This is a genomic window from Kitasatospora sp. NPDC114501 (assembly GCF_055633695.1).
Window position 1 is genome coordinate 243,638 of sequence record NZ_JBVKDS010000005.1, and the last position, 25,596, is coordinate 269,233.

25 protein-coding genes are annotated in these 25,596 nt (G+C 76.6%); 10 read left to right on the forward strand and 15 right to left on the reverse strand.

Translation table 11 applies throughout. From position 1 onward, the window contains the following. Positions 1-52: 52 nt before the first annotated feature. Complete coding sequence (locus ACZ7RU_RS12020) at positions 53-2,944, forward strand: ATP-binding protein (protein WP_470340778.1); 2,892 nt, start codon at positions 53-55, stop codon at positions 2,942-2,944. 73 nt (positions 2,945-3,017) lie between these two features. On the opposite strand, the gene ACZ7RU_RS12025 is transcribed toward ACZ7RU_RS12020, so the two are convergent. From ACZ7RU_RS12025 to ACZ7RU_RS12040, 4 genes are all read right to left on the reverse strand, one after another. Further along, a complete protein-coding gene (locus ACZ7RU_RS12025; RefSeq protein ID WP_470340779.1) occupies positions 3,018-3,185 on the reverse strand; it encodes a hypothetical protein in 168 nt (55 codons plus the stop codon). A gap of 241 nt (positions 3,186-3,426) precedes the next feature. Continuing rightward, on the reverse strand, positions 3,427-5,385 hold the full coding sequence (locus tag ACZ7RU_RS12030; RefSeq protein WP_470340780.1) for a glycerophosphodiester phosphodiesterase family protein: 1,959 nt from the start codon (positions 5,383-5,385) through the stop codon (positions 3,427-3,429). Between the two features lie 212 nt (positions 5,386-5,597). Next, the gene (locus tag ACZ7RU_RS12035) at positions 5,598-6,695 is read right to left on the reverse strand and encodes a baeRF3 domain-containing protein (protein ID WP_470340781.1); all 1,098 of its coding nucleotides are present in this window, start codon (positions 6,693-6,695) and stop codon (positions 5,598-5,600) included. Positions 6,696-6,906: 211 nt separating this feature from the next. After that, a complete protein-coding gene (locus ACZ7RU_RS12040) occupies positions 6,907-7,497 on the reverse strand; it encodes a lytic polysaccharide monooxygenase (RefSeq protein WP_470340782.1) in 591 nt (196 codons plus the stop codon). Between the two features lie 344 nt (positions 7,498-7,841). Between ACZ7RU_RS12040 and ACZ7RU_RS12045 the strand changes: the two genes are divergently transcribed. The 3 genes from ACZ7RU_RS12045 (at position 7,842) to ACZ7RU_RS12055 (ending at position 10,168) form a co-directional block, all read left to right on the forward strand. After that, the gene (locus ACZ7RU_RS12045; RefSeq protein WP_470340783.1) at positions 7,842-8,309 is read left to right on the forward strand and encodes a MarR family winged helix-turn-helix transcriptional regulator; all 468 of its coding nucleotides are present in this window, start codon (positions 7,842-7,844) and stop codon (positions 8,307-8,309) included. Positions 8,310-8,531: 222 nt separating this feature from the next. Next, complete coding sequence (locus ACZ7RU_RS12050; RefSeq protein WP_470340784.1) at positions 8,532-9,722, forward strand: MFS transporter; 1,191 nt, start codon at positions 8,532-8,534, stop codon at positions 9,720-9,722. Between the two features lie 23 nt (positions 9,723-9,745). Further along, positions 9,746-10,168, forward strand: coding sequence for a GlcG/HbpS family heme-binding protein (locus ACZ7RU_RS12055; protein WP_470340785.1), 423 nt, complete (start codon positions 9,746-9,748; stop codon positions 10,166-10,168). Positions 10,169-10,526: 358 nt separating this feature from the next. Here ACZ7RU_RS12055 and ACZ7RU_RS12060 read toward each other — a convergent pair whose 3' ends face one another. Both ACZ7RU_RS12060 and ACZ7RU_RS12065 read right to left on the reverse strand, forming a co-directional pair. After that, positions 10,527-11,843 (reverse strand): M14 family zinc carboxypeptidase, encoded by a 1,317-nt coding sequence (locus ACZ7RU_RS12060; protein ID WP_470340786.1) that lies wholly within the window; start codon positions 11,841-11,843, stop codon positions 10,527-10,529. A gap of 113 nt (positions 11,844-11,956) precedes the next feature. Next, positions 11,957-12,088 carry a hypothetical protein gene (locus tag ACZ7RU_RS12065; RefSeq protein ID WP_470340787.1) on the reverse strand — a complete coding sequence of 44 codons (132 nt, stop codon included), beginning with the start codon at positions 12,086-12,088 and terminating at the stop codon, positions 11,957-11,959. On the opposite strand from ACZ7RU_RS12065, the gene ACZ7RU_RS12070 reads away from it, so the two are divergent. Then, positions 12,079-13,182 carry a carboxylate-amine ligase gene (locus tag ACZ7RU_RS12070; protein WP_470340788.1) on the forward strand — a complete coding sequence of 368 codons (1,104 nt, stop codon included), beginning with the start codon at positions 12,079-12,081 and terminating at the stop codon, positions 13,180-13,182. The genes ACZ7RU_RS12065 and ACZ7RU_RS12070 overlap by 10 nt on opposite strands. Before the next feature lie 49 nt (positions 13,183-13,231). Here the strand turns inward: ACZ7RU_RS12070 and ACZ7RU_RS12075 are convergent, their stop codons facing one another. Continuing rightward, the gene (locus ACZ7RU_RS12075) at positions 13,232-13,480 is read right to left on the reverse strand and encodes a hypothetical protein (RefSeq protein WP_470340789.1); all 249 of its coding nucleotides are present in this window, start codon (positions 13,478-13,480) and stop codon (positions 13,232-13,234) included. A 123-nt stretch (positions 13,481-13,603) separates the two neighbouring features. Here ACZ7RU_RS12075 and ACZ7RU_RS12080 point away from each other — a divergent pair, with 123 nt between their 5' ends. Together ACZ7RU_RS12080 and ACZ7RU_RS12085 are read left to right on the forward strand one after the other, a co-directional pair. After that, positions 13,604-14,674 carry a YihY/virulence factor BrkB family protein gene (locus tag ACZ7RU_RS12080; RefSeq protein ID WP_470340790.1) on the forward strand — a complete coding sequence of 357 codons (1,071 nt, stop codon included), beginning with the start codon at positions 13,604-13,606 and terminating at the stop codon, positions 14,672-14,674. Between the two features lie 32 nt (positions 14,675-14,706). After that, positions 14,707-15,501, forward strand: coding sequence for a hypothetical protein (locus tag ACZ7RU_RS12085; protein ID WP_470340791.1), 795 nt, complete (start codon positions 14,707-14,709; stop codon positions 15,499-15,501). 79 nt (positions 15,502-15,580) lie between these two features. On the opposite strand, the gene ACZ7RU_RS12090 is transcribed toward ACZ7RU_RS12085, so the two are convergent. Further along, positions 15,581-16,693, reverse strand: a complete 1,113-nt coding sequence (locus ACZ7RU_RS12090; protein WP_470340792.1) for a mechanosensitive ion channel family protein — start codon at positions 16,691-16,693, stop codon at positions 15,581-15,583. A gap of 242 nt (positions 16,694-16,935) precedes the next feature. Here ACZ7RU_RS12090 and ACZ7RU_RS12095 point away from each other — a divergent pair, with 242 nt between their 5' ends. Further along, positions 16,936-17,307 carry a PRC-barrel domain-containing protein gene (locus ACZ7RU_RS12095; RefSeq protein ID WP_470340793.1) on the forward strand — a complete coding sequence of 124 codons (372 nt, stop codon included), beginning with the start codon at positions 16,936-16,938 and terminating at the stop codon, positions 17,305-17,307. A 108-nt stretch (positions 17,308-17,415) separates the two neighbouring features. Here ACZ7RU_RS12095 and ACZ7RU_RS12100 read toward each other — a convergent pair whose 3' ends face one another. From ACZ7RU_RS12100 to ACZ7RU_RS12110, 3 genes are all read right to left on the reverse strand, one after another. Continuing rightward, a complete protein-coding gene (locus ACZ7RU_RS12100) occupies positions 17,416-17,895 on the reverse strand; it encodes an ATP-binding protein (protein ID WP_470340794.1) in 480 nt (159 codons plus the stop codon). 138 nt (positions 17,896-18,033) lie between these two features. Next, a complete protein-coding gene (locus ACZ7RU_RS12105) occupies positions 18,034-18,429 on the reverse strand; it encodes an STAS domain-containing protein (RefSeq protein WP_470340795.1) in 396 nt (131 codons plus the stop codon). A gap of 86 nt (positions 18,430-18,515) precedes the next feature. Beyond that, the gene (locus ACZ7RU_RS12110; protein WP_470340796.1) at positions 18,516-19,418 is read right to left on the reverse strand and encodes a SigB/SigF/SigG family RNA polymerase sigma factor; all 903 of its coding nucleotides are present in this window, start codon (positions 19,416-19,418) and stop codon (positions 18,516-18,518) included. 217 nt (positions 19,419-19,635) lie between these two features. Here ACZ7RU_RS12110 and ACZ7RU_RS12115 point away from each other — a divergent pair, with 217 nt between their 5' ends. Together ACZ7RU_RS12115 and ACZ7RU_RS12120 are read left to right on the forward strand one after the other, a co-directional pair. After that, on the forward strand, positions 19,636-20,277 hold the full coding sequence (locus ACZ7RU_RS12115) for a CatB-related O-acetyltransferase (RefSeq protein ID WP_470340953.1): 642 nt from the start codon (positions 19,636-19,638) through the stop codon (positions 20,275-20,277). A gap of 121 nt (positions 20,278-20,398) precedes the next feature. Further along, on the forward strand, positions 20,399-20,845 hold the full coding sequence (locus tag ACZ7RU_RS12120) for a tautomerase family protein (protein WP_470340797.1): 447 nt from the start codon (positions 20,399-20,401) through the stop codon (positions 20,843-20,845). Here ACZ7RU_RS12120 and ACZ7RU_RS12125 read toward each other — a convergent pair. From ACZ7RU_RS12125 to ACZ7RU_RS12140, 4 genes are all read right to left on the reverse strand, one after another. Continuing rightward, complete coding sequence (locus ACZ7RU_RS12125; protein ID WP_470340798.1) at positions 20,842-21,144, reverse strand: DUF7701 domain-containing protein; 303 nt, start codon at positions 21,142-21,144, stop codon at positions 20,842-20,844. The two genes, ACZ7RU_RS12120 and ACZ7RU_RS12125, sit on opposite strands and share 4 nt — an antisense overlap. Continuing rightward, positions 21,141-21,626: a RipA family octameric membrane protein gene (locus tag ACZ7RU_RS12130; protein WP_470340799.1), complete on the reverse strand. Its 486-nt coding sequence runs from the start codon at positions 21,624-21,626 to the stop codon at positions 21,141-21,143. Before ACZ7RU_RS12130 ends, ACZ7RU_RS12125 begins: the two co-directional genes overlap by 4 nt. A 126-nt stretch (positions 21,627-21,752) precedes the next feature. Next, entirely contained in the window at positions 21,753-24,779 is a 3,027-nt protein-coding gene (locus ACZ7RU_RS12135) for an AfsR/SARP family transcriptional regulator (RefSeq protein WP_470340800.1), read from the reverse strand. A gap of 96 nt (positions 24,780-24,875) precedes the next feature. Continuing rightward, positions 24,876-25,595: a DUF4232 domain-containing protein gene (locus ACZ7RU_RS12140; protein WP_470340801.1), complete on the reverse strand. Its 720-nt coding sequence runs from the start codon at positions 25,593-25,595 to the stop codon at positions 24,876-24,878. Position 25,596 lies beyond the last annotated feature (1 nt).

Genomic DNA, 25,596 nt, shown 5'->3' on the forward strand with positions numbered 1-25,596 from the left:
CCTTCGCACCCCTCCTCGGCGAGCGCCGCGCACCCGAACCGGCCGGGCGGCCGTGAGTCGGCCGGTCGAGCCGGGATCGCCCGGCTCCGGTTTCGCGTTCGTCGGGCGCCGGCCGGAACTGGACCGCCTCACCGAGGCGATGCTCCACCCGCCCGCCGTGGTGCTGGTCGAGGGCGAGGCCGGCCTCGGCAAGTCCCGCCTGGTGGCCGAGGCCGCGGCCGGCGCGGCCGCCGCGGGCCGCCGGGTGCTGACCGGCTTCTGCCACCCGCTGCGCGAGCCGCTGGCCTTCGGCCCGGTGGTGGACGCGCTGCGCGGCGTGGGCCCGTTCCTGCCGCCCGCCGACCGCATCGCGGCCAGCGCCGGGGCGCTGCGCCCGCTGCTGCCCGACCTCGCCGACCGGCTCCCGCCGCTGCCCGCGGCCGCCGGCGAGGGGCCGCCGGGGCTGCGGCTGCTGGTCCAGGCGGTGCGCGCGCTGCTCGGCGCGCTCGGCGAGACGGTACTGGTCGTCGAGGACCTGCACTGGGTGGACGACGCCACCCGCGAGCTGCTCCTGCTGCTGGCCCGGGACGTGCCGGCGGGGCTGGCCCTGGTGCTCACCTACCGGGCCGAGGACCTGCCGCCCGACACCCCCGCGCTGGGCGCCGCCTACCGGCGTCCGGCCGGGGTGGGCGGCGCTCTGCTGCGGCTGTCCCCGCTCGCCGAGGCCGAGGTCGACCAGCTGGCCCGGGCCGCGCTCGGCCCGCGCGCGACGGCGGCGCTCACCCGGGTGCTGTTCGACCGCAGCGAGGGCCTGCCGCTGGTCGCCGAGGAGGACCTGATCACGCTGTGCGAGCGGCGCGGCGCCGGCGCGCTGACCAACGCCGCGGACCTGGCCGCCGACCTGGAGCAGTCCGAGGTGCCGCGCGGCCTGCGCGACGCGGTCACCGAGCGGCTCGCGGCGCTGTCCCCGGAGGCCGCCGCGATCGCCTCCGCGGCCGCGGTGCTCGGCGTGCCGGCCGGCGAGGACCTGCTCGCCGCCGTGGCCGGACTTCAGGCGCAGGCCGCCGCGGACGGCCTCACCGAGGCGCTGCGGGCGGCGGTGCTCAACGAGCGGCCGCTGGCCCGCTACGGGTTCCGGCACGTCCTGGCGCAGCAGGTGGCCTACCGCCGGCTGCCCGGGCCGCGGCGCGGCGCCCTGCACCGGCGCGCGGTGGCGGCGCTGGGCGCGCGCGAGCCGAGGCCGCTGGTGCAGATCGCCCACCACACCCTGGCGCTGGGCGACCGGGCGGCCTGGCAGGAGGTGGCCGAGGCCGCCGCCGACCAGGCGGTGGCGCTCGGGGACAGCGGCAGCGCCGGCGCGCTGCTGCGCCGCCTTCTGGACGAACCCGACCTGGACCCGCGGCGGCGCGGGCGGGCCGCGCTCGCGCTGGCGCGGATCGCCGCCGACGGCGTGGACTCGGTGGCCAGTGCCGCGGCGCTGACCGCGATCATCGCGGACCCGCGGCTGCCGGTGCCCGACCGCGGCGAGATCCGCCTCTCGCTGGGCTTCCTGATGGCCGTGCACGGCGGGGACCGGGCCGGTTTCGACCGGATGGAGGAGTCCCTGGAGGAGCTGGAGCTGCGCCCGGGCCGGGCGGCCCGGGCGATGGTGGCACTGGCCATGAACGAGCGCGACGGCGCCGGCGAGCGCGCCCGGCAGTGGCTGGAGCGTGCCGAGCGAACGCTGGCCGCGCACCCGGACGAGGAGGTGGCCGCCGCGGTGCGGGCCACCCGGCTGACCTTCCAGGCGCGCGAGGGCGACCCGGCGGTGTGGGCGCGGCTGGAGGCGCTGCCGCGCGGTTCGGAGCGCCCGGAGATCGTCCGGCAGACCACCCGCGCGCTGTACAACGCCGGTGAGATCGCCGTCGAGCTGGGCCACGACCGGCGGGCCGCGCTGCTGCTGGAGGAGAGCCGGCGCCTGGCCCGGCAGGCGGCGATCCCCTACCTGGAGTGCTACAGCCGGATCGCGCTGGTGCGGCTGGACGGGCTGGCCGGGCGCTGGGAGGGGCTGGAGGAGCGGCTGGCCGCGCTGGGCGCGGAGTTCCCGGACCTCGCGATGGCCGGGGTCGAGCAGGCGCTGCTGCTGGGCCGGCTGGCTGCCGCGCGCGGTCAACTCGCCGTGGCGCACGCCCACTTCACCGAGGCGGGCCCGTACGGGGAGCGGGAGTCGCAGGTGACCGGGGCGCTGCGGGCGGCGGCGGGGCTGGCGGCGCTGCAACTGGCGGAGGGGGACGTCGCGCGGGCGGCGGCCACGCTCGCGCCGGCGCTGGCGGCGCTGCGCCGGGCCGGGGCCTGGCCGCGGGCCGCCGAGCTGCTGCCGGTGGCGGTCGAGGTGCTGCTGGCGGCCGGTGACCGGGCGGGTGCGGCGGAGCTGGCCGAACAGGCGGGGGCGCACCTGGAGGGGCGGGACGCGCCGGCCGCGTCGGCGGCGCTGGCCTTCGCCCGCGGGCTGCTGCTGGCCGACGGGGATCCGGTCGGCGCGTGCGCGCAGTTCGTCCGCTCCGGCGGGCTCTGGCAGCGGATCGGGCGCCCGTACGAGCGGGCGCGGGCCGAGGAGCGGGCCGGGACGGTGTCGGCGGGGGTCGACCGGGCGGCGGCCGGGGAGCGGCTCGCCGCCGCCGAGCGGGCCTACCTGGCGCTGGGCGCGGCCTCGGACGCGGCGCGCTGCCAGCGGCTGCGGCGGCAGGCGGGTCTGGGCCGGGCGGCCTCGCCGGGGCGGCGCGGCTACGGGGAGCGGCTGTCCCCGCGGGAGCGGCAGGTCGCGGCGCTGGCCGCGCGGGGGGCGGCGAACCAGGACATCGCGCGGGCGCTGTTCCTGTCGACCCGTACGGTCGAGCACCATGTGGCGAGCGCGCTGCGCAAGCTCGGGGTGGGCCGGGCGGGGCTGGGCGAGGCGCTGGCGGCCGCCGAGGACGACGCCTCCTGAGGTGAGGGGTCCCGCCCGCTCCCTCAAAGGGGCGGGACCCGGTCCGGGGGGCCGGCGGTGCCGGTGGAGGCCGTCAGCCGTGCCGGTGGTGCCCGGCGCGTTCGACGAGCCGGGAGAGCCGGGCCAGTCGGGCCAGGCCGGGCCGGCGCAGGCCGCTGCGGCGGGCGGGCAGGACCAGCCCGGGGTCGGGGGCGGTGAAGTGCTCGTCGGCGTAGAGCCGCAGGCGTTCGCGACGGGTCATGGGGCGACCTCCGGGGAGGGTGAGGGTCGTCGGCTTGGGGCGGGCTCCAGGAAACCGGCCGGGCCGGGGCGGGAACAATGCGTAGCGCTACCCAATCCCGCGCCGAACCCTGGGTACCGCCCGCGCCCCGTACGCCTGACGCACCGCCGCCGCCCGTCCGGCGCACCGTCCCCCGCAGGCCTGACGCACCGTGGCCCCGCACCGTCGGTGGACGGTGTGGGGCCACGGCCCGGGCGCGGGGTCAGCCGCGGGCGGCGGTGTCCAGGGCGCGGGCGTCGGCGGCGATCAGGGCGGCCCGGTCGGCGGGGACGCCGCGGCCGGCCTGGTTCTCGGCCCAGTGGGCGAGCGGCTGGTACTGGCCCTGGCCGAGCATCACGGTCAGGGTGGCGACGGCGTTGCGGTCGGCGCCGGAGGTGAGCACCAGGGCGGCCAGGCCGGTGGGGGTGGCCGCGACGGTGAACTCGGCGGTGGTCTCGGCGCGGCCGCCGGGGCCGGTGGCCTCGGCGCGCAGGGTGTGCCTGCCGAGCGCGAGGGCGGTGGTGTCCAGGGCGGTGCCGGGCGCCAGCTCCTTGCCGTCCAGGGTGAGGCGGACGGTGTCGGCGCCGGTGGCCTGGACGGCGGTCACCGGCCGCTGGGCGCGGTCCAGGGTGGCGCCGGCGGCCGGGGAGGTGATCGCCACGGTGGGCGCGGCGGGCTGGACGGGGGCGCCGCCCTGGAGCCAGGCGCTGTTCCAACCGGCGAGCTCCGCCGGGCGGTTGGTGATGACGCCGTCGACGCCGGCGGCCTCCAGGGCCTTCCAGCGGGTGGCCGAGTCGACCGTCCAGACGTTGACCGCGACGCCGGCCGCGTGCAGGTCCTTCACCACGTTCGGGCGCGCGGCGAGGGCGCCGTCGGAGGGGTTGTAGGCGGACAGGCCGAGCTCCTTGGAGACGGCCACCGGGTCGGCGTCGAGGGCGCCGCGCAGCAGGCCGAGCGGCAGCTCGGGGGCCAGCTCGCGGGTGTACTTCAGGGCGTCGGCCTCGAAGCTCTGGACGAAGACCCGGCCGGTCATCCGGTGGTCGCGCACCTCCTGGACGATCCGGGCGACCTCGTCGCGGCTGTGCTTGCCCTTGATCTCCAGCAGCAGGTTGCCGCCGCGGGTGCGCAGGTCCTCCAGCTGGGCGGCCAGGGTGGGGACGCGGGTGCCGGCGTAGGCGGGGCCGAACCAGGAGCCGGCGTCCAGGGTGTCGAGCTGCGCGGCGGTCAGGTCGCGGATGCGGCCCTTGCCGTCGGTGGTGCGGTCGACGGTGTCGTCGTGCAGGACGTAGGGGACGCCGTCCTTGCTGGGCTGGACGTCGTTCTCGATCCACTCGGCGCCGCCGCGGCGGGCGATCTCGTCGGAGACCAGGGTGTTCTCGGGGGCGGCGGAGGAGGCGCCGCGGTGGGCGAAGACGGTCAGCGGGGAGCCGGCCGGGCGCAGCCGGCCGCCGGGGGCGAGCGCGGTGACCTTGAGGTCGTCGAAGGAGACCTTGGCGCCGTTGACCACCAGGGCCTGGCCGCCGTCGGCGCTGCGGGCGACCTGGGTGGTGCGCATGACCTCCCTGCCGTCGAGGATCCAGCGGGCGGTGGTGCCGTGGACCTCGACGGCGACGCGCACGTCGCGGCCGGTGCCGGCGGCGGTGGGGGCCGCGGCGGTGTCGGTGACGTTCCAGGCGTTGGCGGGGGTGCGCTGGGCGAATTCGAGGCCGTTGGCGGCGGTGGTGCCGGTGCGCAGGGTGGCGATCGACCAGGGGGTGGCGCCGGAGGCGGGGACGTCCAGGCCGAGGGCGGTCCAGCGGGCGCCGTCCTGGACGGTCTCGAAGCGGGCGGTGGCCTCGATGCGGAAGTCGTCCAGGTGGCGGCCGAAGGTGATCCGGCTCTGCTGCCCGGAGTTGACGGAGGTGCCGACCAGGCGGCCGCCCTCCACCTTCCAGTCGCCCTCGACGGCGGCGAAGCCGGCGGGCAGGGCGGGGGCGGAGAAGTGCTCGTCGAGGACGACCTCGCCGGGGGCCGGGGCACCGGCCGCGGCGGAGGCGGCGGCGGGGGCTTCGGCGGGGGCGGCTTCGGCCGAGACGGCGCTGGGGGCGTTCAGGGCGACGGCGGTGAGGCCGAGCGAGGCGGCGACGGCGGCGGCGAGCAGGCCGGTGCGGCGGCCCGCGCGGGGGCGGTGACTCGGTGTCATGCGCGGCAGGCTAGGGGAGGTCGCCGAACCGGACGCCACGGCTCCGAAAACCGTTCGTGACCATTGCGCGTGCGCTTCGCGAAACCGGCGGATTCCGTGCGCCGTGTGGCCGGTTCGTTTCCGTACCTGTCGTCTCCGCCCGGTGGGCGGGCGCGCCCGCGCCCGCCCACCGGGCAGACGGACGGCGGCGGGCAGGCCGGGTCGAGGGCGGGTCAGTAGCGCAGGACGGCGGCGATCCGCCCGGAGTCGGCGAGGGTGCCGTCGGGGACGAAGCCGACCAGGCCGCCGGTGTCCAGGGTGCGTTCGACGACCTCGTCGACGACGTCGTCCCGGGCGCCGTCCTGGCCGGCCTCGGCGGGCACCAGGTGCTCGCCGTCGTCGCGCACGGTGGTGCGGAAGTCCTCCTCGACCACCAGGCGGGCGATCCGGCCCTGGCCGACGTTCTGCCAGACCTCGTCGAGGCCGGCCGCGAACTGCTGGGCGCCGCGGGCCTTGTCGAGCTGGGCGAGGTGCTCGGCGACCTCGCGCTCGGCGCGGGCGCGCACGGCCGGCTCGACCACCTTGCGGACGGTCTCGGCGTCGGCCTGGGCCAGGCCGCCGTGCGGGAGCTGGGCGTCGGCCTCCTTGGCGATCGGGCCGACGGCGTCCAGCAGGGCGAGCGCGGCGGCCTCGCCGACCACGTACAGCGGGCGGGGGGCGGCGGCCAGCAGCTTGCCGACCTCGGTGTCGGCCTGGCGCAGGAAGGTCTTGGTCCCCTCGTCGCGGAAGGTGCTGGGGGTGTCGCCGATCTGCTCCTGCCGTTCGGGGTCGGGGTTGTCGAAGACGCGCACCAGCGGGAAGCCGTGGTCCTTGTCCTCGGTGACCCGCTCCTCGGTGCCGCCCCACAGCACCACCTTGTCGGCGGCGACGGCCAGCACCCAGCACGGGCGCTCGGCGGCGTGCGCGGCGACCAGGTTGCGGGTGAGGTAGGTGTCGGACAGGACCACCCGGGCGGGGGTGGTGCGGCCGAGTGACCAGACCTGGTGCTCGCCGGGGGCGGCGAAGATCGCCAGGCCGTCCTCGGCGTGCACCAGGTCGACCTCGGCCAGGGCCCGGTCGAGCTGCTCCAGCACGTCGATCCGGTCGGCGCGGGAGACCTTCGGGTCGGCCTGGACGCGTTCCTTCGCCTCGGCCAGCAGGTTGCGCAGCCGGACCGGGTCCTGGGCGTTGTCCGGCTCCCGGCGGTGCGTGGGCATCAGGATCGACACCGCCGGATAGGGCCGCGGCCGGCGCAGCTCGGCGAGGACGGCGGGGCTGAGGTCGGGGCGCATGGAGACCCTTTCCGAAGGCGGTCGGCCTTCTTTCGTGGACGCGCGAAGCCTGGCACTGCTGCCGAATGTCGTCAATGTACCTATTCACGGCTTCTGCGGCGCGGGGGCGGGGTCTGCGGGACGGGCGGGGCGGGGAATGTGCGGGACGGGCGTCCCGCCGGCGCCGCCCGGGGTCGGGCGGCGCCGGCGGGACACAGAGGGGGCGGGACGGTCAGAACTGGACGTCGGTGCAGGAGTAGAAGGCGTTGCCGGTGTCGGCGATCTCCCAGACCGCGACGATCACCTGGTGGCCGGTGCGGCCGGTGGGCAGGGTCGCGGTGTGGGTGGTGGTGGCGGCGGGCTGGCGGCCGTTGTAGGGGACGGTCAGGAAGGGGGTCAGGTCCAGGGCGGCCCGGGTGATCGGCTGACTGGCGCTGTAGCCGGGCTTGGTCAGGTAGTACTTGAAGTTCGTGGTGGAGTGCCGGGCCTCGATCTCCCAAGTGAAGGTGAGCTGCTGGCCCGCCGTCACCCTGGTGGTCGGCCAGGCGCCGTTGCGGGGGTTGTCCAGCGGGGCCCAGCGGGCGTCCCCGCCGGCGCAGATGGTGCCGTCCGCCGGGCCGCGGCTCGGGAAGCCCTTGGGGCCCTCGACGCTCTGCGGCTCCCACTGGATGTCGCCGCAGTCCCACGGGACGGCGTTGGCGCCGCAGAGCGCGGAACGGCTCGGCGGCAGGTTGATGAAGCCGTGCGACTCGGCCGGCAGGGCGGCCGCGATCGGCAGGACGATCGCGGCCGCGGCGGCGGCGATCAGGTGGCGCTTGCGCATGGTGCTCCTCCGTGGGGGTGGATGGAGTGTGCGCCCGGCGCGGGGCGTGCGCGTGCGCGTGGGGGTGCGCACGGCGGCCTGCCCGAGATATGGCATGCCCGCGCCAGACCGGTTGCCCGACACCGTAGGATCTGGTCTCCCCTCGCGTCAATGGTCTGAACCATTTGCGCCATCGCCCCTCAACGACGGGGCGCCGCCCGACACTTCGCACCTCGCCCCCGACCACGCCCGCCCGTACCGGCCGCACGGGAAATTACTTGCATGAGCGCAATATGAGCTCTGGCCGATATTTTGATCCATGGCTTATCCTGGACCCAGCCCCACGTGGAAGGAGGCCGGGCCCGATGACCGCCACGGATCCCGCACTCACCGCCCTCGCCAGCGGTTGGAACGCCCTGTCCCTCCTGCACAGCCGGATCGAGTCCCACATCGAACGCGCCCTGCAGGCCCGGCACGACCTGAGCGTGCGCGAGTACTCGCTGCTCGACGTGCTCAGCCGCCAGCACGACGGCGAGGGCGGGCACCTGCAGATGAAGCAGGTCGCCGACGCGGTCGTGCTCAGCCAGAGCGCCACCACCCGCCTGGTCACCCGACTGGAGGACCGCGGCCTGCTGGCGCGCTACCTGTGCCCGACCGACCGCCGCGGCATCTACACCAACGTGAGCGAGGACGGCCTGAGGCTCCTGGAGCAGGCCCGGCCGACCAACGACGCCGCCCTGCGCGAGGCGCTCGACGAGGCCGCCCGCCATCCGGAGCTGGCCTCGCTGGTCAAGGCGGTCGAGGCCGTGGACGCCGCCTCACCCGCCCGCTGACCCCGGCCGGCCCCACAGCTCCCACGACTCCACTCCCCCGGGCCCGGCCCGTCCTGAACCGCACGCGCGGCTCCGGGACGGGCCGGGCCCGGCCGCGTTTCCGCCCCGCCCGGCGCCACCCTCGCACACGCCCCCTGTCCGCGTTTGCACTTAACGCGCGTCTGCAACTATTGTCGAGGCATGCAAGGAGCTCACTCAAGCAATCACAGAAGGGTTGGGCCCATGCCGCTCGCTCTGCTCGCCCTGGCCATCGGCGCATTCGGGATCGGGACCACCGAGTTCGTGATCATGGGTCTCCTGCCCGAGATCGCCGGCGACTACGGCGTCTCCATCCCCGACGCGGGCCTGCTGGTCACCGGCTACGCCCTCGGCGTGGTCCTCGGCGCACCGCTGATGACCGCCCTCGGCACCCGGATCGGCCGCAAGACCATGCTCATGCTGCTGATGGGCCTGTTCACCGCCGGGAACCTGCTCTCCGCGTTCGCCCCGTCCTTCCCGGTGATGCTGGCCGGGCGCATCGTGGCCTCGCTCGCCCACGGCGCCTTCTTCGGCATCGGCTCCGTCGTCGCCGCCGACCTGGTCGCCCCGGAGCGCAAGGCCGGCGCCATCGCCACCATGTTCACCGGGCTGACCGTCGCCAACATCGTCGGCGTGCCGCTGGGCACCTTCGTCGGCCAGGCCGTCGGCTGGCGCGCCACCTTCGCCGGTGTCGCCGCGCTCGGCGTGATCGGCCTGCTCGGCATCGCCCGCCTGGTGCCCGCTCTGCCCCGTCCCGAGGGCGCCCACCTGCGCCGCGAGCTGGCCGCCTTCCGCAACCCGCAGGTGCTGCTGGCGATGGCGATGACCGTGCTCGGCTTCGGCGGGGTCTTCGCCGCGATCACCTACATCGCCCCGATGATGACCGACGTCGCCGGCTACGCCGACGGCTCCGTCACCTGGCTGCTGGTGCTGTTCGGCGTCGGCATGTTCCTCGGCAACCTGCTGGGCGGGCGCTACGCCGACCGCAGGCTGATGCCGATGCTCTACACCAGCCTCGGCGGACTCGCCGTGGTGCTGGCGCTGTTCACCCTCACCGCGCACGACAAGGTCCTGGCCGCCGTCACCGTCCTGCTGGTGGGAGCCCTCGGCTTCGCCACCGTCCCCCCGCTGCAGAAGCGGGTCCTGGACCAGGCCCACGGCGCCCCCACCCTGGCCTCCGCCGTCAACATCGGCGCCTTCAACCTCGGCAACGCGCTGGCCGCCTGGCTCGGCGGGGCCGTCATCGCCGCCGGACTCGGCTACACCGCCCCGAACTGGGTCGGCGCCGCCCTCGCCGCGGCCGCCCTGCTGCTGGCCCTGTGGTCCGCCGCCCTGGAGCGCCGCGGCTCCCGCCCGGCGGCCCCGGCCGCCGTGCCCGTCCCCGTACACCACTGATCCCCCACCCCGGAGAACCCGCCATGAGCACCACCACTGCCGTCGCCCCGCTCACCACCGCCGACGCCGAGACCCTCGTCCGCGCCGCCCGCAGCGCCGCCGAGGCCGCCGGCGCGACGGTCAGCGTCAGCGTCCTGGACGCGGGCGGCCACCTGCTCGCCTTCCGCCGCGACGACCGCGCCGTGCTGATCTCCGGCGAGACCAGCACCCGCAAGGCCTACACCGCCCTCCAGCTGGACGCCCCGACCGCCGACCTGGTCGACCTGGTCAAGCCCGACGGCCCGTTCCACTCCCTGCCCACCGCGCTGGACCGCCCGCTGCTGTTCCTCGCCGGCGGCCTGCCGGTCCACCGCGACGGCCGGCTGATCGGCGCCGTCGGCGTCGGCGGCGCCGCCCCCGAGCAGGACCACGCCTTCGCCGCCGCCGCCCTGCGGCAGCTCGGCTGACACCCCGCCGGCCCGGACGGGCGGTGCGCCGCGGGCAGGATGGCCACCGCGGCAGGTGCCGCCACGGCGTCAGCGAGACCCGCGTGGCTGACCACTACCCGTACCGCATCGCGACCAGGAGCGGGGACGTGACGCTGATCTGGCGGCCGGGCGAGGGCGACGCTCCCGATGGGCTCGTCGTCGACGAACGCGGAGACCTCCTCGCGTTCCACGCGCTCGCGCCGCTGCGGGAGCACTGCGACCGGCGAGGAGACCACGGCCGTGCGCGAACTCCTGCGTGCGGGGCCGGACCTCTGGGACCGGGCCGTGCGCACGGCCGGCTGATCGAGTCCACCCGCCGCCCGCCGGGGCACCGCCGTCATGACCCCCCGGCGCCGTGGCGCAGGGCGACGGCCGCGCGCACGGTGTCGGCCTGGTGGGCGGCCTGGTGGGCGACGGGCAGCCAGACGGGGTCGAAGCGCCGCTGGTACTGGGCGCACCAGTCCCGCAGGAGGTGGTCGAGGCGGGCGGCCTCGCGGGCGGCGGGGGCGCCCGCCACCCGGACGGCGCGGCGCAGCAGGGCGGCGGCGCGGACCGGGACCCGGTGGGCCCACAGGTCGATGCCGGTGAGGCGGGCGCGGGTCATCGGGGTGTGCAGGAGGTCGTGTCCGTGGACCTCGGGGTCCCAGGCGTCGGCGAGTCGGTGCAGGGCGGTCAGCGGGGTGCGGGCGGCGCGCAGCAGCGGGGTGTCGGGGTTGCGCAGGTGGGGCAGGGCGGCGTCGAGGAGTGCGGTGAGGAGGGTGCCGCGGTGGCGCAGGCGGTCGGCGGTGATGCGCAGGTGGCGGTGGGCGGCGTCGGCGGGGCGGTGGTCGCCGAGGTGGGCGCTGGTGAAGGCGGGGACTTCGACGAGGACGGTCTGGCCGCCGTGGCGCTGGGGGGCGAACCAGGTGCCGGTCCGGCCGCCGCCGTCCTGGTGGGGGGTGAGCATGCCGGTGGTGCGTTCCTGGTGGTCGATGTGGTGGGGGGTCATCAGGTAGACGCCGGGGCCGGATTCGTGGAGGTGGAAGGTGTCGAAGGCGCCGGTCTCGACGGGGATGCCGCGGTGGGCGGCGGAGCGGGCGAAGGGGTGGGCGAGGGCGGCGGGGTCGCTGGTGGCCTGGACGAAGGTGCCGCCGACGTCGGTGCTGTGCAGGGAGAACTGGAGGGTGGGGCGCAGTTCGTCGATGAGGTCGAGGAGGGTGCGGCTCTCGGGGAGGTCGGCGCCGATGGCGGGGGCCCATTCGGGCTGGTCCTCGGCGGCGGGGCGGTAGTAGTGGGCGAAGTAGTCGGGCAGGGTGCGGGCGGTGCGGCTGCCGTCGGCGAGGTGGGCACCGTCGGGGTCGAGGCAGAGCAGGAAGTGCCAGGCGAGGTCGGGGTGCGGGTGGGTGAGGGCGTGGTGGGCGAGGTCGGTGACGGCGGCGCGGGCGGCGAACTCGTCGGCGTGGGCGCCGGCGACGACCAGGATGTCGTGGGGGCCGTGGCCGACGGTGAGCAGGGTCAGGGGGCGGCCGGCGCGGGAGGTGCCGACGGTGCGCACCCGGCACCGGTCGGGCCGCTGGTGGGCCAGGCGGCGTGCGGTGTCGTCGAGTTCGGTCAGGGTGGGGTAGTGGTCGTGGTGGGGGGCGGCGTCGGCCGCGGGGGTCGTCGTGTCGGTCACCTTCGGTTCCTCCCCTGGGTGGTGGCAGTAGTTGTACCTGCCGCGGGGGTCGCCGGTACGGGCGGGGCCCGCCCGGGTGCGGTGGCTCGGGCCCCGGGAGGAGGCCGGGTCGGTCAGTCGGTGCCGGTGGTGTCGGGGCCGTAGGCGAGGTGGAGGGTGTCGGTGCCGGCCGGGACGGCGACGGCGGGCGCCCGCCGGCCGCGTGCGAACGGCCCCGCGGGGTAGCCGGACGGGCATGCTGACACTCGGAGTCGAGGAAGAGTACCTGCTGGTCGACCCCCGCGACGGCGCGCCGCTCCCCCGCGCCGCCGAGGTCCTGGCCACCGCCTCGCTGGCGCCCGCGCTGCGCCCGCCGGAGGCGCAGCACGAGCTGCTCCAGGTCCAGGTGGAGAGCGCCACCCCGGTCTGCGAGGACCTCGCCGCCGTGGGCCGCCACCTCGCGCGGGTGCGGGCCGCGCTGAACGCGGCCGCCGCCCAGCACGGCTGCCGGGTCGTTCCGGTCGGCTCGGCCCCGTTCGCGCCCGCCGGCGGGGTGCCGGTCACCGACGACACCCGCTACCGGCGGGCCCGGCGCCAGGCGCCCGCCCTGGTCGACGACCTGATGCTGAACGGCATGCACGTCCACGTCGGCGTGGCCGACGAGGAGGAGCGCGTGGGCGCCCTGGTACGGCTGCGGCCCTGGCTGCCCGTGCTGATCGCGCTCAGCGCCAACTCGCCCTACTGGCGCGGCCGTGACACCCGCTTCGCCAGCTGGCGGACCGTCCACTTCGACCAGTGGGCCGTCAGCGGCCCGCCGCCCGCCTTCCGCGACGCCGCCGACCACCGGCGGCGGGTGGCGGCGCTGCGCGCGGCCGGGGTCGTCGCCGACGAGGGCCAGCTCTACTGGCACGCCCGGCTGTCCGCGCGCTACCCGACGGTGGAGGTGCGGGCGACGGACGTGCAGCTGACGGTCGCCGACGCCGAACTGTTCGCCGGCCTGATCCGGGGCCTGGTCGCCGCGGCCGTCCTGGAGGAACGGGCCGGGCGCCCGCGCCCGGACACCCCCGAGGAACTGCTGCGCGCCGCCACCTGGCACGCCGCCCGCACCGGGACGCACGGCGATCTGGTCTCCCCCGCCGACGGCCTCGCCCGCCCGGCCGCGGCCGTGGTCGGGCAGCTGCGCGCCTACGCCGCCCCCGGTCTGGAGGCCACCGGCGACACCGGGCGGGTCGACGCGCTGTGGCGGGGCTTCGAGCACCGGGGCAGCGGCGCCGACCGCCAGCGCCGCTGGTACCGCGAGCTCGGCCGCGAGGGCCTGGCCGAGCACCTGGTCGCCTCCACCGTCACCCGCACGCCGTGACCGCGGGCGGCGGCGCCCGGCCCGCGGCTCGAGCCCGCGGCCCTACGGGTCAGGCGCCGTCCCCGTCCCCGTCCCCGTCCCCGTCGTCCGCCCCGCCGTCGCCGCCGTCCCCGGTGGTCTCGTCGGGGTCGAGCCGGCGGGCCCGGCCGGGTTCGGCGGTGGTCGCCTCGCCCTGCTCCTCGGTGCTCCGCTCCTCGGCGCCCGGTCCGGCTCCCGGGGCCCGGGGGTCACGGGAGGCGTCGTCTCCGTCGTGGTGCAGCGGCACGCCGCCCGCGCCGCCCTGGGGGATCTCGTTCACCGTCGGCTCCTCACCTCGTGGTCCGTCGCCCGCTCGCCTCGCGGGTCCGCCTCGCGGGTGCCCGCGAGGCGGCGGACCAATCCCGGGGGGTGTCGGGCCGCGCGCCGCGGGCAGACGCGCGGTGTGAATCCCATCGAGCGGGGCCTACGGGCCGTGGACGGCTTCCAGCAGCGCCACCGGGCCACCGGCCTGGTGATCGGCGTCGTGCGCAAGTACGGGGACGACCGGGGCGGGCTGCTGTCCGCCCTGATCACCTACTACGGCTTCGTCGCCCTGATCCCGCTGCTGCTCCTGCTCAGCACCGTCCTCGGCTTCGTCCTGCACGGCCACCCCGACGCGCAGCACGCGGTCGTGGACTCCGCGCTCGCCGACTTCCCGATCATCGGCGACCAGCTGCGCCAGAACGTCCACTCCCTCCAGGGCAACGGCCTGGCGCTGGTGATCGGCGCGCTCGGGCTGCTGTACGGAGCCCTGGGCATCGCGCAGGTCCTCCAGCACGCCATGGCCGAGGTGTGGAACGTGCCCGGGGTGCAGCGGCCCGGCTACTGGCCGCGGCTGGCGCGCAGCCTGCTGCTGTTCGCGGTGCTGGGCAGCGGGCTGGTGCTGGGCACCGCCGCGGCGTCGCTGGTCGGCGGCACGCTGGCCGGGACGGCCGCCCGGATCGGGGGGCTGGTGGTCTCGGCGCTGGTGAACGCCGCGCTGTGCCTGGCCTGCTTCCGGGTGCTCACCCCGCGCGAGGTCCCGCTGCGGGCGCTGTGGCCGGGCTGCGCGCTCGCCGGGCCGCTGTTCACCGCCCTGCAGGCGGGCGGCGCGCTGCTGGTCACCCACGCGCTGCGGCACGCGAGCCAGGTCTACGGGTTCTTCGCGACGGTGATCGGGCTGCTGTCCTGGCTCTACCTGGCGGCGCAGGTCACCGTGTACGCGGCCGAGGTGAACGTGGTGCTCGCCCGGCGGCTGTGGCCGCGCAGCCTGTTGCAGCCGCCGCTGACGGAGGCCGACCAGGCGGTGCTGTCCTCGGTCGCCCGGCAGGAGGAGCGCCGTCCCGAGCAGCGGGTCGACGTCTCCTTCCCCGACGAGCCCGCCCCGGATGCCGCCGACCGGGATGCCGCCCCGGGCGGCACGGAGGGCGGCGCGGCGGGCGGAGGCGGCGCGGACGCCGCCCCCGACGACAGGAATCGCCCCGATTCGTCCTGATTCGCACCTTCGGCAGCGGGCAGAGCACACACATGAGCGGACGACTTCCCCCCGAACCCGACCCCACGACCGACGCGGCGGAACCGGCGGAGACAGCGGCGACGGCCGGCACGCCGGAGACGGCGGAGGCCCGGCGGCTGACCGACGAGCTGCGGGCGGCGGTGGCGGAGCCGCGCACCGCCGCCCTGGTCCTGACCCGGCGGGTGCGCGCCGCACGGCGCGCCCGGGTCTGGACGGCACTCGGCTTCCCCTCCTGGGACGCCTACGCCCTGGCCGAGCTCGGCCTCTCCCGGCCCACCGCCTACCGGCTGCTGGACCTCGCGGCGGTGGCCGGGGCGATCGAGGAGACCGTCGGCCGCGCGGCCGGGCCGGAGCTCGCGCACGGCTGGGACGCCTGGCCGGTGCTGTCCGTCCAGGCGGTCGTCGACCTGCGCGGCCGGCTGGCCGAACTCACCGACCTGATCACCGAGCGGCTGGCCCGGGTGCGCTCCGAAGCCGGCGGCGCGGCGCCGCAGCCCGCCCTGGTCGGCGCCGCCGTCGCCGACGCCGTCGCCGAGCTGCGGGAGCGCCCGGACGTGCCGCCGGTCGACCTCCAGGGCGTCCGGGGCCCCGACGGCCACGACGTCGAGGCCTGGCGCCACGTCGTCGCGCGGGGTCTGGACGCGCAGCAGCAGGTGCTCGGCGGCTTCCGGGAGCTGGGCCTGCTGGCCCTGCGGGTCGCGCCGGGCTACGTCGCGGCCGCGACGCCGAAGCGGTCCTGCACCTGCTCGGCAAGGAGCTCGGCAGCACCTGCGAGGAGCTGCTGGCCTGCCGCCGCTACGCCCTGACCGGCGACGCCCGCGCGGTCGAGGGCCGGTGAGGACGGACGGCCGGTGAGGACGGCGGGGAGGCCCGGAACGGCTCCGGTCACCCGCCGTCCGCGCCGGGCCGGGCCCGCGGTTGCGGCACCGGGGGCGGCGCGTCGGCGACGGCCCCGGCGTCCGGGGAGGATCCGGGTGCCGGTGCCACGGGCAGCCGGGGCAGGGCGTACGGGTGGTGGTCGCGCAGGTAGCCGATGAGGTGCTCGCGCAGCTGGCAGCGCAGCTCGAACGCGTCGGCGCCGTCCGCCGCCGTGGCCAGCACCCGCACGACGACGGTGGTGGGGGTGGTGTCGACCACCTGGAGGGCGCTGCCCTCGCCGTCCCACAGCCCGTTGCCGGCCAGGAAGGCGTCGAACTCCTTGCGCAGCAGGGGGATCGGGGCGTGGTGGTCGAGGTGGAGCAGCGCGGTGCCGGTGATCCGGCTGGTGCGGCGGGACCAGTTCTCGAACGGGCGGCCGACGAAGTACGACATGGGCATCACCAGGCGCCGCTGGTCCCAGGTCGCTATCACGACAGCGGTCAGGGTGATCTCCTCCACCTCGCCCCACTCGCCGCCGACCACGACCACGTCGCCGATCCGGGCGAGGTCGCCGAAGGCCATCTGGACGCCGGCGAAGACGTTGGCCAGGGTGCTCTGGGCCGCCACGCCCGCCACCACGCCGACCAGTCCGGCGGAGGCGAGCAGGCTCGTGCCGATGCCGCGCACCGCCGGGAAGGTCATCAGGACCGCGCCCAGTGTCACCACGGCGACGATCGCCTGGCCGATCCGGCCGAGCAGGTCGGCCTGGGTGCGGGCGCGCCCGGCCCAGGCCGGGTCGCGGCGGTGCACGGCCAGGCGCAGGGTGCTGTCCACGACCAGCGCCACCACCCGGGCGCACAGCCAGCCGCCGGAGGCGATGGCGAGGATCACCGCCAGGTGGCGCAGCCCCTCGCTCGCGGCGGGCGGCGCGGCGATCCAGGGCAGGGCGCCGAGCAGGAGCAGGCAGGCCGTCAGCACCAGCAGCGGCAGCCGGCAGCGGCGTACCACCAGGGGTATGCCGGCGGCGCCCGCGCGGGCGGCCAGGCGCCGTACCGCGAACTGCGTGATCCGGTCCAGGCCGTAGGCGAAGAGCACCGCCGCGGCGCTCGCCAGGGCCAGGCGTAGCAGGCTCCACCACATCTGCCGTTCTTCCCTTCCGCCGGGTGTCGCCGGCGGGCGCCCGGATGGGCGCCGCCGGTCGCCTGCTCGCCTTTCCCGGCGGGGCGCGGCCATTCCTGCCGGTGACGGACCGCACAGGCGGGCAGCGGCCGCCGGCGCCGTCCGACGGGGCGGCATGGATGCGGCGGTCCGGGGCAACCGGTCATCGCGCGTCCGCGCCGGGCCCGGCACCCCGCCGGCCCGGGCCACGGAAGGAGAAACGCATGAGCGGGAACGTCGACATCTGGGAGTTCCGCAGCACCAGCGGCCACAGCGCCGGTACCGACCTCATCGGGTTCCACGTGGAGGCTGTGGACGGCCCCGTCGGCAAGGTGGACAAGCTGTCCGAGGAGGTGGGGGCGCAGTACCTGGTCGTGGACACCGGCCCGTGGATCTTCGGCAAGCGGGTGCTGCTGCCGGCCGGCACCGTCATCCGCATCGAGATCGCGGAGCAGAAGGTGTACGTGGACCGGACCAAGGAGGAGATCAAGCACAGCCCCGACCTCGACAGCGGGGCGCCGGAGGAGCCGGATTCCGTGTTCCGGGACCAGTACGCGCTCTACTACGGCCCGTTCTACAGCAACCGCGCCATCTGACCCGCGGCCGGACGGGGCCGTCGGCCGTCGCCCCCGCCCGGGGCGGCGGCCGGCCGCCGTCCGGCGTCTTCCGCGCCCGGCCGCGCCCGGCCACCGGTCAGCCGCGCGTCAGCCCCGGGTCAGCCGGTGGGCGTCGAACTCGGCCCAGATGGCCTTGCCCTGACCGTTCGGCTCGGCGCCCCAGCGGTCGGCGGTGCGCTGCACGATGAACAGGCCGTGGCCGCCGGGCAGGGCCGGCTCGTGCGGCAGGCGCAGGGCGGGCATGGCCGGGCTGCGGTCGCTGACCTCCACCCGCAGGCGCTGCCCGGTGGCGTGCAGGACCAGCTCCAGGGGGCCGTCACCGTGCAGCATGGCGTTGGCCACCAGCTCCGCCACCAGCAGCACGACGTCCGCGCCGACGCCCTCGTGGGCGCCGGGCGCCCCGGCGGGCGGGTACCAGTCGCCGACGGCCTCGGTGGTGAAGGCCCGGGCCCGGGCGACCGGTTTGGGGAGCCCGGCCAGGGGCAGCCGTCTGCGCTGGCCGCCGGGCGGCAGCACCGGCCCGGCCCGGTGCGCTTCACCGTCCAGGGTTCCCCGGCTCATCGTCATGTGAGGGCACCCTTCGGATCGACGGCGGTTCGCATGGTCGGTTTCCCGGCGCTCCCGGGATTATGCCTGCCCCGGCCCCCGGTGCGCGTCCCTTACGGCAGACGTCCCCGGCGCGCCGCGCGGCGCGCCGGGGAGCGCTCAGGTCTCCAGAGCCTGCTCGGCCGACTCGTGGATGGAGAACACCGCCTGGGTGCCGGTCAGTTCGAGGACCCGCATCACGGTGGGCGGCACCGCGGCCAGGTGCAGCTCCACGCCCTCCTCCCCCGCCGCCAGGCGGGTCTTGAGCAGGAGGTTCAAGCCGGAGGAGTCGCAGAAGCCGACCCCGGCGAGGTCGATCACCACCGCGCCGGGCCGCTGCGCGACCAGGGCGGTGAGGGTGTCGGCCGCGGGGGCGAGCGTCTCGATGTCGAGGTCGCCCGCCAGGGCGCAGACCACCGCACCGGCCGCCGCGGGGCGGGTGCGCACCGCCAGCTCCGCACGGTACGGGGAGGCCGCCGGCCCGGGGGCCCGCTGGTCGTCGTCGGATGGCGTCATCGTCGTCCCCTCGTGTCCGTGCCCTCCGACCTTACGTAGGCGGCGTCCCGCGGCCAAGCGGGGGGGTCGGGGGCCGGGCCCCCGCCTCAGTCCTCCTCCAGCCCCTCGCGCAGGCGCCGCAGGGTACGCGAGAGCAGCCGGGAGACGTGCATCTGGGACAGCCCCAGGCGCGCGCCGATCTGCGACTGCGTCAGGTCCTCGCAGAAGCGCATCGACAGGATCAGCCGCTCGCGCTCCGGCAGGGCGCCGACCAGCGGCTTGAGCGCGACCAGGTCCTCCACCCGGCAGAGGTCCCGGTCCTCCTCGCCGAGGCGCTCGCCCAGGCAGCCGGGACGGTCGTCGTCCTCGGCGCTGGTGTCCAGGGAGCCCGCGGTGTGCCCGTTCGCGGCGGTCAGGCCCTCGACCACCTCCTCCTGGGAGATCTCCAGGTGGTCGGCCAGCTCGGCCACCGTGGGGGCCCGGTCCAGGTCCTGCGCCAGGCGCTCCTGGGCCCTGGCCAGGACGATCCGCAGCTCCTGGAGGCGGCGGGGCACGTGGACGGCCCAGGTGGTGTCGCGGAAGTGCCGGCGGATCTCGCCGAGCACCGTGGGCAGGGCGAAGGTGGTGAACTCGACGCCCAGCTCGGGGTCGAACCGGTCGATGGCCTTGATCAGGCCGACCGCCCCGACCTGGAGCAGGTCCTCCTGCGGCTCGCGGTGCGCGTTGAAGCGGCGGATCGCGAACCTGACCAGGGACAGGTTCATCTCCACCAGGGTGGCCCGCACGTACGAGTACTCCCGGGTGCCCTCCTCCAGGGCGGCGAGCCGGCGCAGCAGCACCCGGGTGAGTTCGCGGGCGTCGGCGGGCGGGACCTCCCGCAGGTCGTCGGCCGCGGCGAGTTCCGGTGGCAGCAGGTCGCGCAGCCCCGCCGTGGCGGAGGCGGCCGTGCGGGAGGTGTCCTTCGTCGGCGAAGCGGCGGAGGCGGTCAGTTCACCAGTGGTCGTGACCATCGGAGTCCTTCCTCGAGTCGGCACGGTCGAACGCCCCGACTACCCCGCCCCGGCCGATCGATGCGGTGACCGCGTGTGGAGGTTTCGTGAATCCCGGGCGGGCGTCCGGGCGGGGCCGGGAAACCCGCTGGACCCCGGCCCCGCCCGGTGGATCATGGAAGGGCGCGCTCCGGCGCCCCGAGACCCCTCGTCCACGCGAAAGCGGTGCCCCCTCGTGATCCCCGCCGTGCCCGACCCGACCGTGCTGCACCCCTTCCCCGAGCAGCCCCGGGTGGTCCTCCTCAAGCCGCTGGTCACCTCGCCGCTGATCGAGGTGGGCGAGTACTCGTACTACGACGACCCGGACGACCCGACGGCGTTCGAGACCCGCAACGTGCTGTACCACTACGGGCCGGAGAAGCTCGTCATCGGGCGGTTCTGCGCCTTCGCCACGGGGGTGCGGTTCCTGATGAACGGCGCCAACCACCGGATGGACGGGCCCTCCACCTTCCCCTTCCCCGTTATGGGCGGCGCCTGGGCCGAGCACTTCGACCTGATCACCGGCCTGCCCGGGCGCGGCGACACCGTGATCGGCCACGACGTGTGGCTCGGCCACGGCACCACCGTCATGCCCGGGGTGCGCGTCGGCCACGGCGCGATCGTCGCCGCCGGGTCCGTCGTCACCTCCGACGTCCCCGACTACGCCGTCGCCGGCGGCAACCCCGCCAGGGTGATCCGGCTGCGCCACGACGAGGCCGACATCGCCCGCCTGCTGGACCTCGCCTGGTGGGACTGGCCCCTCGAGCACCTGACCCGCCACCTGCGCACCGTCATGTCCGGCACCGTCGACGAGCTGGCCGCCGCCGCGCCCGGCGCCTGAGCCGGCACCCGAACCGGCGGCGGTCCCGCCCGGGCCGCCGCCGGACCACCCCTCCTGTACCTACTGGTATGTACGGGGGTAGTCTCAAGGCCTTCAGGAACCTCGGGGAGGGAGCCGTGCCGTGCCTTTCGTCCGCATCGACGCGCTGGGGGCCGGCCCCGAGCGGCTGGACGCCCTCGGGCGCGCCGTGCACCAGGCCCTGCAGGAGACGATCGGCATCCCGGCCGACGACCACTTCCAGGTGCTGACCGGCCACGACGGCGTCACCGGCACCCTGCGCTACGGCGGTTACCTGGGCGTGGACCGGGACGAGGGCATCGTGTACGTGTCCGTGACCCTGCGCGCCGGGCGCCCGGCCGGGCGCAAGCGGGCCCTGTACCGCCGGATCGCCGAACTCGCCCACGCGTACGCGGGCACCGAGCCCCGCAACGTGTTCGTCGTCCTCACCGAGAACGCGTCGGTCGACTGGTCGCTCGGCCACGGCCTCGCCCAGTACGACCCGGAGCCCGGTCCCCGCGCCGGGCACCCGCCGCACCTCCCGGACACGGCGGGACCTTCGGACTGCTAACGGTCGGCGGGGTCGTGGAGCCGGCGGGCGGCGGTGCGGATGGCGAGGGTGTACGGGGCGTCGAGGGCGCGGGTGCGGGCGTCGAGGTCGCGGAAGGCCACCAGGGCCTGGTGGCTGTCGTCGGTGCTCTGGGTCCAGGCCGTCCAGGCGTTGTGGACGTCCTCGTCGGTGACCTGCTCGCCCTTGGCCTGGAGCAGCACGGCGTAGATGCGGAAGAGGTCGTCGGAGCCGGCGGGAGGCGTGGCCTCCGTCGGCAGGCAGGAGCGGATCAGTTCGGCGATGGGATCGAGGTGGCTCATACGGCCAGTGTGCCGGTGACGAGCGTGCCGGTGAGCAGGATCAGGTGGGCCACCGCGAATATCATCGGCACGATCCGTTCGGTGGTGCCGAGTTCGGTGTAGGGCCGGTGCCGCCGGCCGGACGCCCCGGCGTTGCGCAGGACGTCCCACTCGTCGGTGTAGATCCGCGCGGACAGCTTGTGCTCCAGGCTGTTGATGACCTGGAACTTGGCGCCGTTGAGGTCCCGGTAGCTGCGCAGCTGCATCCACCAGGCGCCGGAGAGGGTGATGCCGGCCAGGGCGACGGCCGTCGCCACCCACCACGGGGACTCCGACAGCTTGGGTATCCCGAAGCCGATCAGGGTGACCAGCGCGGTCTGCACGGACAGGAAGAAGGTGTTGGCGCTGCCCCGGCGGGCCGAGACCCGGTCGGCCATCTCCACGGCGAGCTTGTACAGCTCCAGCAGCTCGGACTGACGGTCCGGCTCCGGCGGCGTGGTCATCGCGCGTCCCCCTCGGGCAGATGGTGTGCCGGCTTCGCCCGCTGCCCGGGCTCCCCCCGGTGTCCATCCTTCCCTGCGGGTCGGCCCGTCAGTGCTGCCCGCCGGTGCCGCGCGGCCGTCTGCCCGTCAGGTGGCGACGGCGGCGGCGGTGACGGCACCGGTGGGGTCGGCGGCCACCGCGGCGTTGCCGGCCGACAGGGCGCGCAGCGCCGCGCCCGCCTCCGACTCCCCTTCCCCGTACTGGTGTTCACGGGCGGTGCGCAGCGCGGCGCCGAGGTGGAGGGCGGCCTCCTCGGTGTGGCCGGTGGCGGCCAGCGCGCGGCCGTAGAGGGTCTGCAGGACGACCCGGCGGGTGACCGGGAAGGGCGGTTCGGCGACGGCCAGGCCGCGGGCGGCGTGGTGGGCGGCCTCCTCGGCGGCGCCGGCGGCCAGGCACTCGCCCGCCAGGTGCTGGCGGGCGAGGGCCACCAGGTCGGCGCGGCCGGCCCGTTCGGCCAGTGACAGGGCCTTCAGCAGCAGCCCGCTCACCCGGGCCCGGCCGGCGCGGTCGCCGTGGCGGGCGAGGGCGAGGGCGTGGTTGACCAGGGCGACGGCCTGGGCGGTGCCGTCGCCGGCCCGGGCGGCGAGGTCGGGGGCGCGTTCCAGGTGGACGAGGGCCTGCTCGGGGCGGCCCTCCTCCAGCAGCACCCAGCCCAGCAGGGCCCGGGCGCGGGACTGGGCGCCGGGGTCGCGGTCGGCCTCGGCGGCGGCCAGGCCGTGTTCGAGCAGCGGTGCCCAGCCGTCCCGGACCTGCCAGACGATCAGCGGCCACTGGAGCAGCACCAGGCGCCAGGCGCGGTCGTGCAGTCCGGCGGCGACCGCCGCCTCGACCGCGCCGCGCAGGGTGTCGCGTTCGGTGGCGTACCAGGCGAGGGCGCTCGCCCGGTCGGGGAAGGGGCGGACCTCGGCGGGGCGGCGGGTGCCGGGTGGCAGGGCGCAGCAGGGTTCGCTGCCCGGTTCGGCGGCGGCGCAGGCGCTGAGGAGGGTGTTGAGCAGGTGGTCGAGCAGGCGGGGCAGCACCTCGGTGTCGGTGTCGCCGGGCAGGCTGCGGGCGTAGAGGCGGACCAGGTCGTGCAGGGTGTAGGCGTCCCGGCCGATCTGGACGATCAGGTGGGCGGTGGCCAGTTGGGCCAGGGCGGCGGCGGCCTCCTCGGGGCGGCAGCCGGCCAGGGCGGCGGCGGTGCGGCTGTCGAGGGTGGCGCCGGTGTGGGCGCCGAGGCGGCGCAGCATCCGGCCGGCGGGTTGGCTCAGGTGCTGGACGGTCAGGGCGAGGGCCGCGGCGACGCTGGTGTCCTCGACGTCGAGGAGGTCCAGGCGGTCCTGCTCGTCGGCGAGTTCGTCGGCGAGGGCGGCCAGCGCGCGGGCCGGGCCGGTGGCGAGGCGGGCGGCGGCCAGCCGCAGGGCCAGCGGCAGGCCGTCGCACAGGCCGGCGAGGCGGGCGGCGGCCTCGGGTTCGGCGGCGACCAGGTCGGGGCCGAGGGTGGCGGCGAGCAGGGTGACGGCCTGTGGGGAGGAGAGTTCGGCGAGCGGTACGGGGCGGGCGGCGTCGGAGGCGACCAGGCCGCCGAGCCGGTCGCGGCTGGTGACCAGGGTGACGCAGTCGTCGCCGTCGGGCAGCAGCGGGCGGACCTGGTCGGAGCGGCGGGCGTTGTCCAGGACGATCAGCATCCGCCGGGTGGCGGTCAGTTCGCGGTAGCGGGCGGCCATCGCCTCGGGGGTGGCGGGCATCCGCTCGGCGGGCAGGCCCAGGGCGAGCAGCAGTTCGCGCAGGACGGCGGCGGTGTCGCGTTCGGGCAGCGGGCTGTGGCCGCACAGGTCGACGAAGAGCCGGCCGTCGGGGAAGTCCTGCCGGCGGCGGTGCGCCCAGTACAGGGCGAGGGTGGTCTTGCCGACGCCGGCGCCGCCGGTGAGCACGGCGACGGCGCCGGGGGCGGCGGTGGCCCGGTCCAGCGCGGCCAGTTCGTCCTCCCGGCCGGCGAAGCCGCGCGGGCGGCGGGGGAAGGGCCAGGGGGTGTGCTGCGGCCCGGCTTCGCCGACGGGCACCGCCGGGGGCCGGACGAGGACGGGCGGCGCGGGCTCCGGGCCGGCGGCGGGCTGCGCGGGCTCCGGCACGGCGGCGGACGGTACGGGTTCCGGCACGGCGGCGGACGGTACGGGTTCCGGTACGGCGGGGGCCGGTACGGCGGCGGGTGCGGGCCGCTGGTCGGGGACGGAGGCCAGGCCGCCGACGGTGGCGACCCGCGCGGGCGGGACGCGGTCGGGCGCCGGGCGGTCCGGCGGCTCCTGGCCGCCGGGCAGCCGGGCGGGCGGCACCCGGTGGGACCGGCCCGGCGGCACGTCGGCGCGCTGCGGCACGTCGGTGCGCTGCGGCGCGTCGGTGCGCAGCAGGCGGTCGTAGGCGTCGGTGAGTTCCGGCCCGGGGCCGATGCCGAGTTCCTCGGCCAGGGCGTGGCGGGTGCGGTGGAACCAGTCCAGGGCCTCCGAGCGGCGCCCCGCGCGGCCGAGGGCGTGCATGAGTTCGGCGACCAGCGGTTCCCGCAGCGGGTTGGCGGTGGCCTCGGTGTGCAGCAGGTTCGCGGCCGTGCCGTGGTCGCCGAGCCGGCCGTGGGCGCGGGCCAGTTCCTCGGCGGCGGTCAGCCGCAGTTCCTCCAGGGCCTGGGCGGCGCACTGCAACGGCAGGCCGGCCGTGGTGCCGGCGAGGGCCGGGCCCCGCCACAGGCCGAGTGCCTCCCGCAGGGCGGTGGCGGCCTCGCCGGCGTCGTCCAGGGCGCGGGCGCGGGCCACCAGGCGCTCGAACCGTACGGTGTCCACCGCCTGGTCGGGCACCCGCAGCCGGTAGGCGCCGTTGTCGGTGACGAGTTCGACGCCGGCGGCGGGGGCGTCGTGGGCGGTGAGCAGGGAGCGCAGCCCCGAGACGTGGTTGTGGATGACGGTGCGCGAGTGCCGGGGCGGCTCCTCGTCCCAGAGGGTCTCGGTGAGCCGTTCGACGGTGACGGGTGCTCCGGGGTGGAGCAGCAGCATGGCCAGCAGGCTGCGTCGTTTGGCCGATCCGGCCGGAAGCTCCCGGCCGTCCGCGGCCACCACGGCCACCGAGCCCAGCAGTCGGAACTCCACGCACCCCCCTCAGACTTAATCAGATGTATATGACAAGCATATGACGGCAGGCGATCTCATGATCGCAGAGCGTCGCCCCGGGCAGCGGCGCCGGGACTACCAGGTGACGGCGACGTCCGGGTCCTGCTGCCAGTAGGTGACCTTGAGCGAGTCGTCGATGTGGAGACCCTTCGAGGGCAGCGAAGGGTTGCTTCCCGCGCCGACACTCTCGCCGCCGGAGGCGCCCTGGAAGTAAACGGCCAGCGAAGTCTCGGTGCGGCCATGGCCGCCGCTGCCGTCGGCGGCGGACAGGTTCACCGAGGCGTAGCCGGACTCGCCCGGCCTCAGCGTGACGACGGCCTGCGGCTTGGAGTCCTCGATGACCGGCGGCACCGACTGGGCCTCGCCGAAGCGCACGGCCGGGTAGCCGTAGAGGTGGCAGGGGGCGCTACCGGTGTTGGTGACGGTCAGCAGCAGGTGGTTGATCGGGCGCGGCAGCACGGCCGCGACGGTCCTGGTGACGGAACCCTCGCAGGTGACGGCCTTCCCGTCGGCGGCCGCCGGGGGCTTCGGGGCGGCGGTGGGGGCCTTCGCGGAGGGCTTGGCGGGAGCGGGGGCGCCGCTCTGGGCGGGTGCGGGGGTCGCGGTGGAGGCTCCGCTCTGGACGGGGGCGGGGGCGCTCGCGGCGGGGGCGGCGGGCGCCGGGGAGGCCGCCGACGTCCCCTTGCCGCCCGCGTCCGCCGCGTCGTCGTTGCAGGCGCTCAGCGAGAGCGCGGCGATCGCCACGCCCGCGACGGCGGTCAGGAGGCGGGTGCGGGAGGTGCGGATGCCGGGCATG

Bases quoted from the DNA above. Each gene is read 5' to 3' on its own strand.
- ACZ7RU_RS12085 (WP_470340791.1), top strand. From the start codon at position 14,707: ATGAGCGGACGACTTCCCCCCGAACCCGACCCCACGACCGACGCGGCG.
- ACZ7RU_RS12130 (WP_470340799.1), bottom strand. From the start codon at position 21,626: ATGACCACGCCGCCGGAGCCGGACCGTCAGTCCGAGCTGCTGGAGCTG.
- ACZ7RU_RS12050 (WP_470340784.1), top strand. From the start codon at position 8,532: ATGCCGCTCGCTCTGCTCGCCCTGGCCATCGGCGCATTCGGGATCGGG.
- ACZ7RU_RS12140 (WP_470340801.1), bottom strand. From the start codon at position 25,595: ATGCCCGGCATCCGCACCTCCCGCACCCGCCTCCTGACCGCCGTCGCG.
- ACZ7RU_RS12125 (WP_470340798.1), bottom strand. From the start codon at position 21,144: ATGAGCCACCTCGATCCCATCGCCGAACTGATCCGCTCCTGCCTGCCG.
- ACZ7RU_RS12105 (WP_470340795.1), bottom strand. From the start codon at position 18,429: ATGACGCCATCCGACGACGACCAGCGGGCCCCCGGGCCGGCGGCCTCC.
- ACZ7RU_RS12100 (WP_470340794.1), bottom strand. From the start codon at position 17,895: ATGACGATGAGCCGGGGAACCCTGGACGGTGAAGCGCACCGGGCCGGG.
- ACZ7RU_RS12025 (WP_470340779.1), bottom strand. From the start codon at position 3,185: ATGACCCGTCGCGAACGCCTGCGGCTCTACGCCGACGAGCACTTCACC.
- ACZ7RU_RS12055 (WP_470340785.1), top strand. From the start codon at position 9,746: ATGAGCACCACCACTGCCGTCGCCCCGCTCACCACCGCCGACGCCGAG.
- ACZ7RU_RS12045 (WP_470340783.1), top strand. From the start codon at position 7,842: ATGACCGCCACGGATCCCGCACTCACCGCCCTCGCCAGCGGTTGGAAC.
- ACZ7RU_RS12090 (WP_470340792.1), bottom strand. From the start codon at position 16,693: ATGTGGTGGAGCCTGCTACGCCTGGCCCTGGCGAGCGCCGCGGCGGTG.
- ACZ7RU_RS12095 (WP_470340793.1), top strand. From the start codon at position 16,936: ATGAGCGGGAACGTCGACATCTGGGAGTTCCGCAGCACCAGCGGCCAC.
- ACZ7RU_RS12110 (WP_470340796.1), bottom strand. From the start codon at position 19,418: ATGGTCACGACCACTGGTGAACTGACCGCCTCCGCCGCTTCGCCGACG.
- ACZ7RU_RS12040 (WP_470340782.1), bottom strand. From the start codon at position 7,497: ATGCGCAAGCGCCACCTGATCGCCGCCGCCGCGGCCGCGATCGTCCTG.
- ACZ7RU_RS12070 (WP_470340788.1), top strand. From the start codon at position 12,079: ATGCTGACACTCGGAGTCGAGGAAGAGTACCTGCTGGTCGACCCCCGC.
- ACZ7RU_RS12035 (WP_470340781.1), bottom strand. From the start codon at position 6,695: ATGCGCCCCGACCTCAGCCCCGCCGTCCTCGCCGAGCTGCGCCGGCCG.
- ACZ7RU_RS12030 (WP_470340780.1), bottom strand. From the start codon at position 5,385: ATGACACCGAGTCACCGCCCCCGCGCGGGCCGCCGCACCGGCCTGCTC.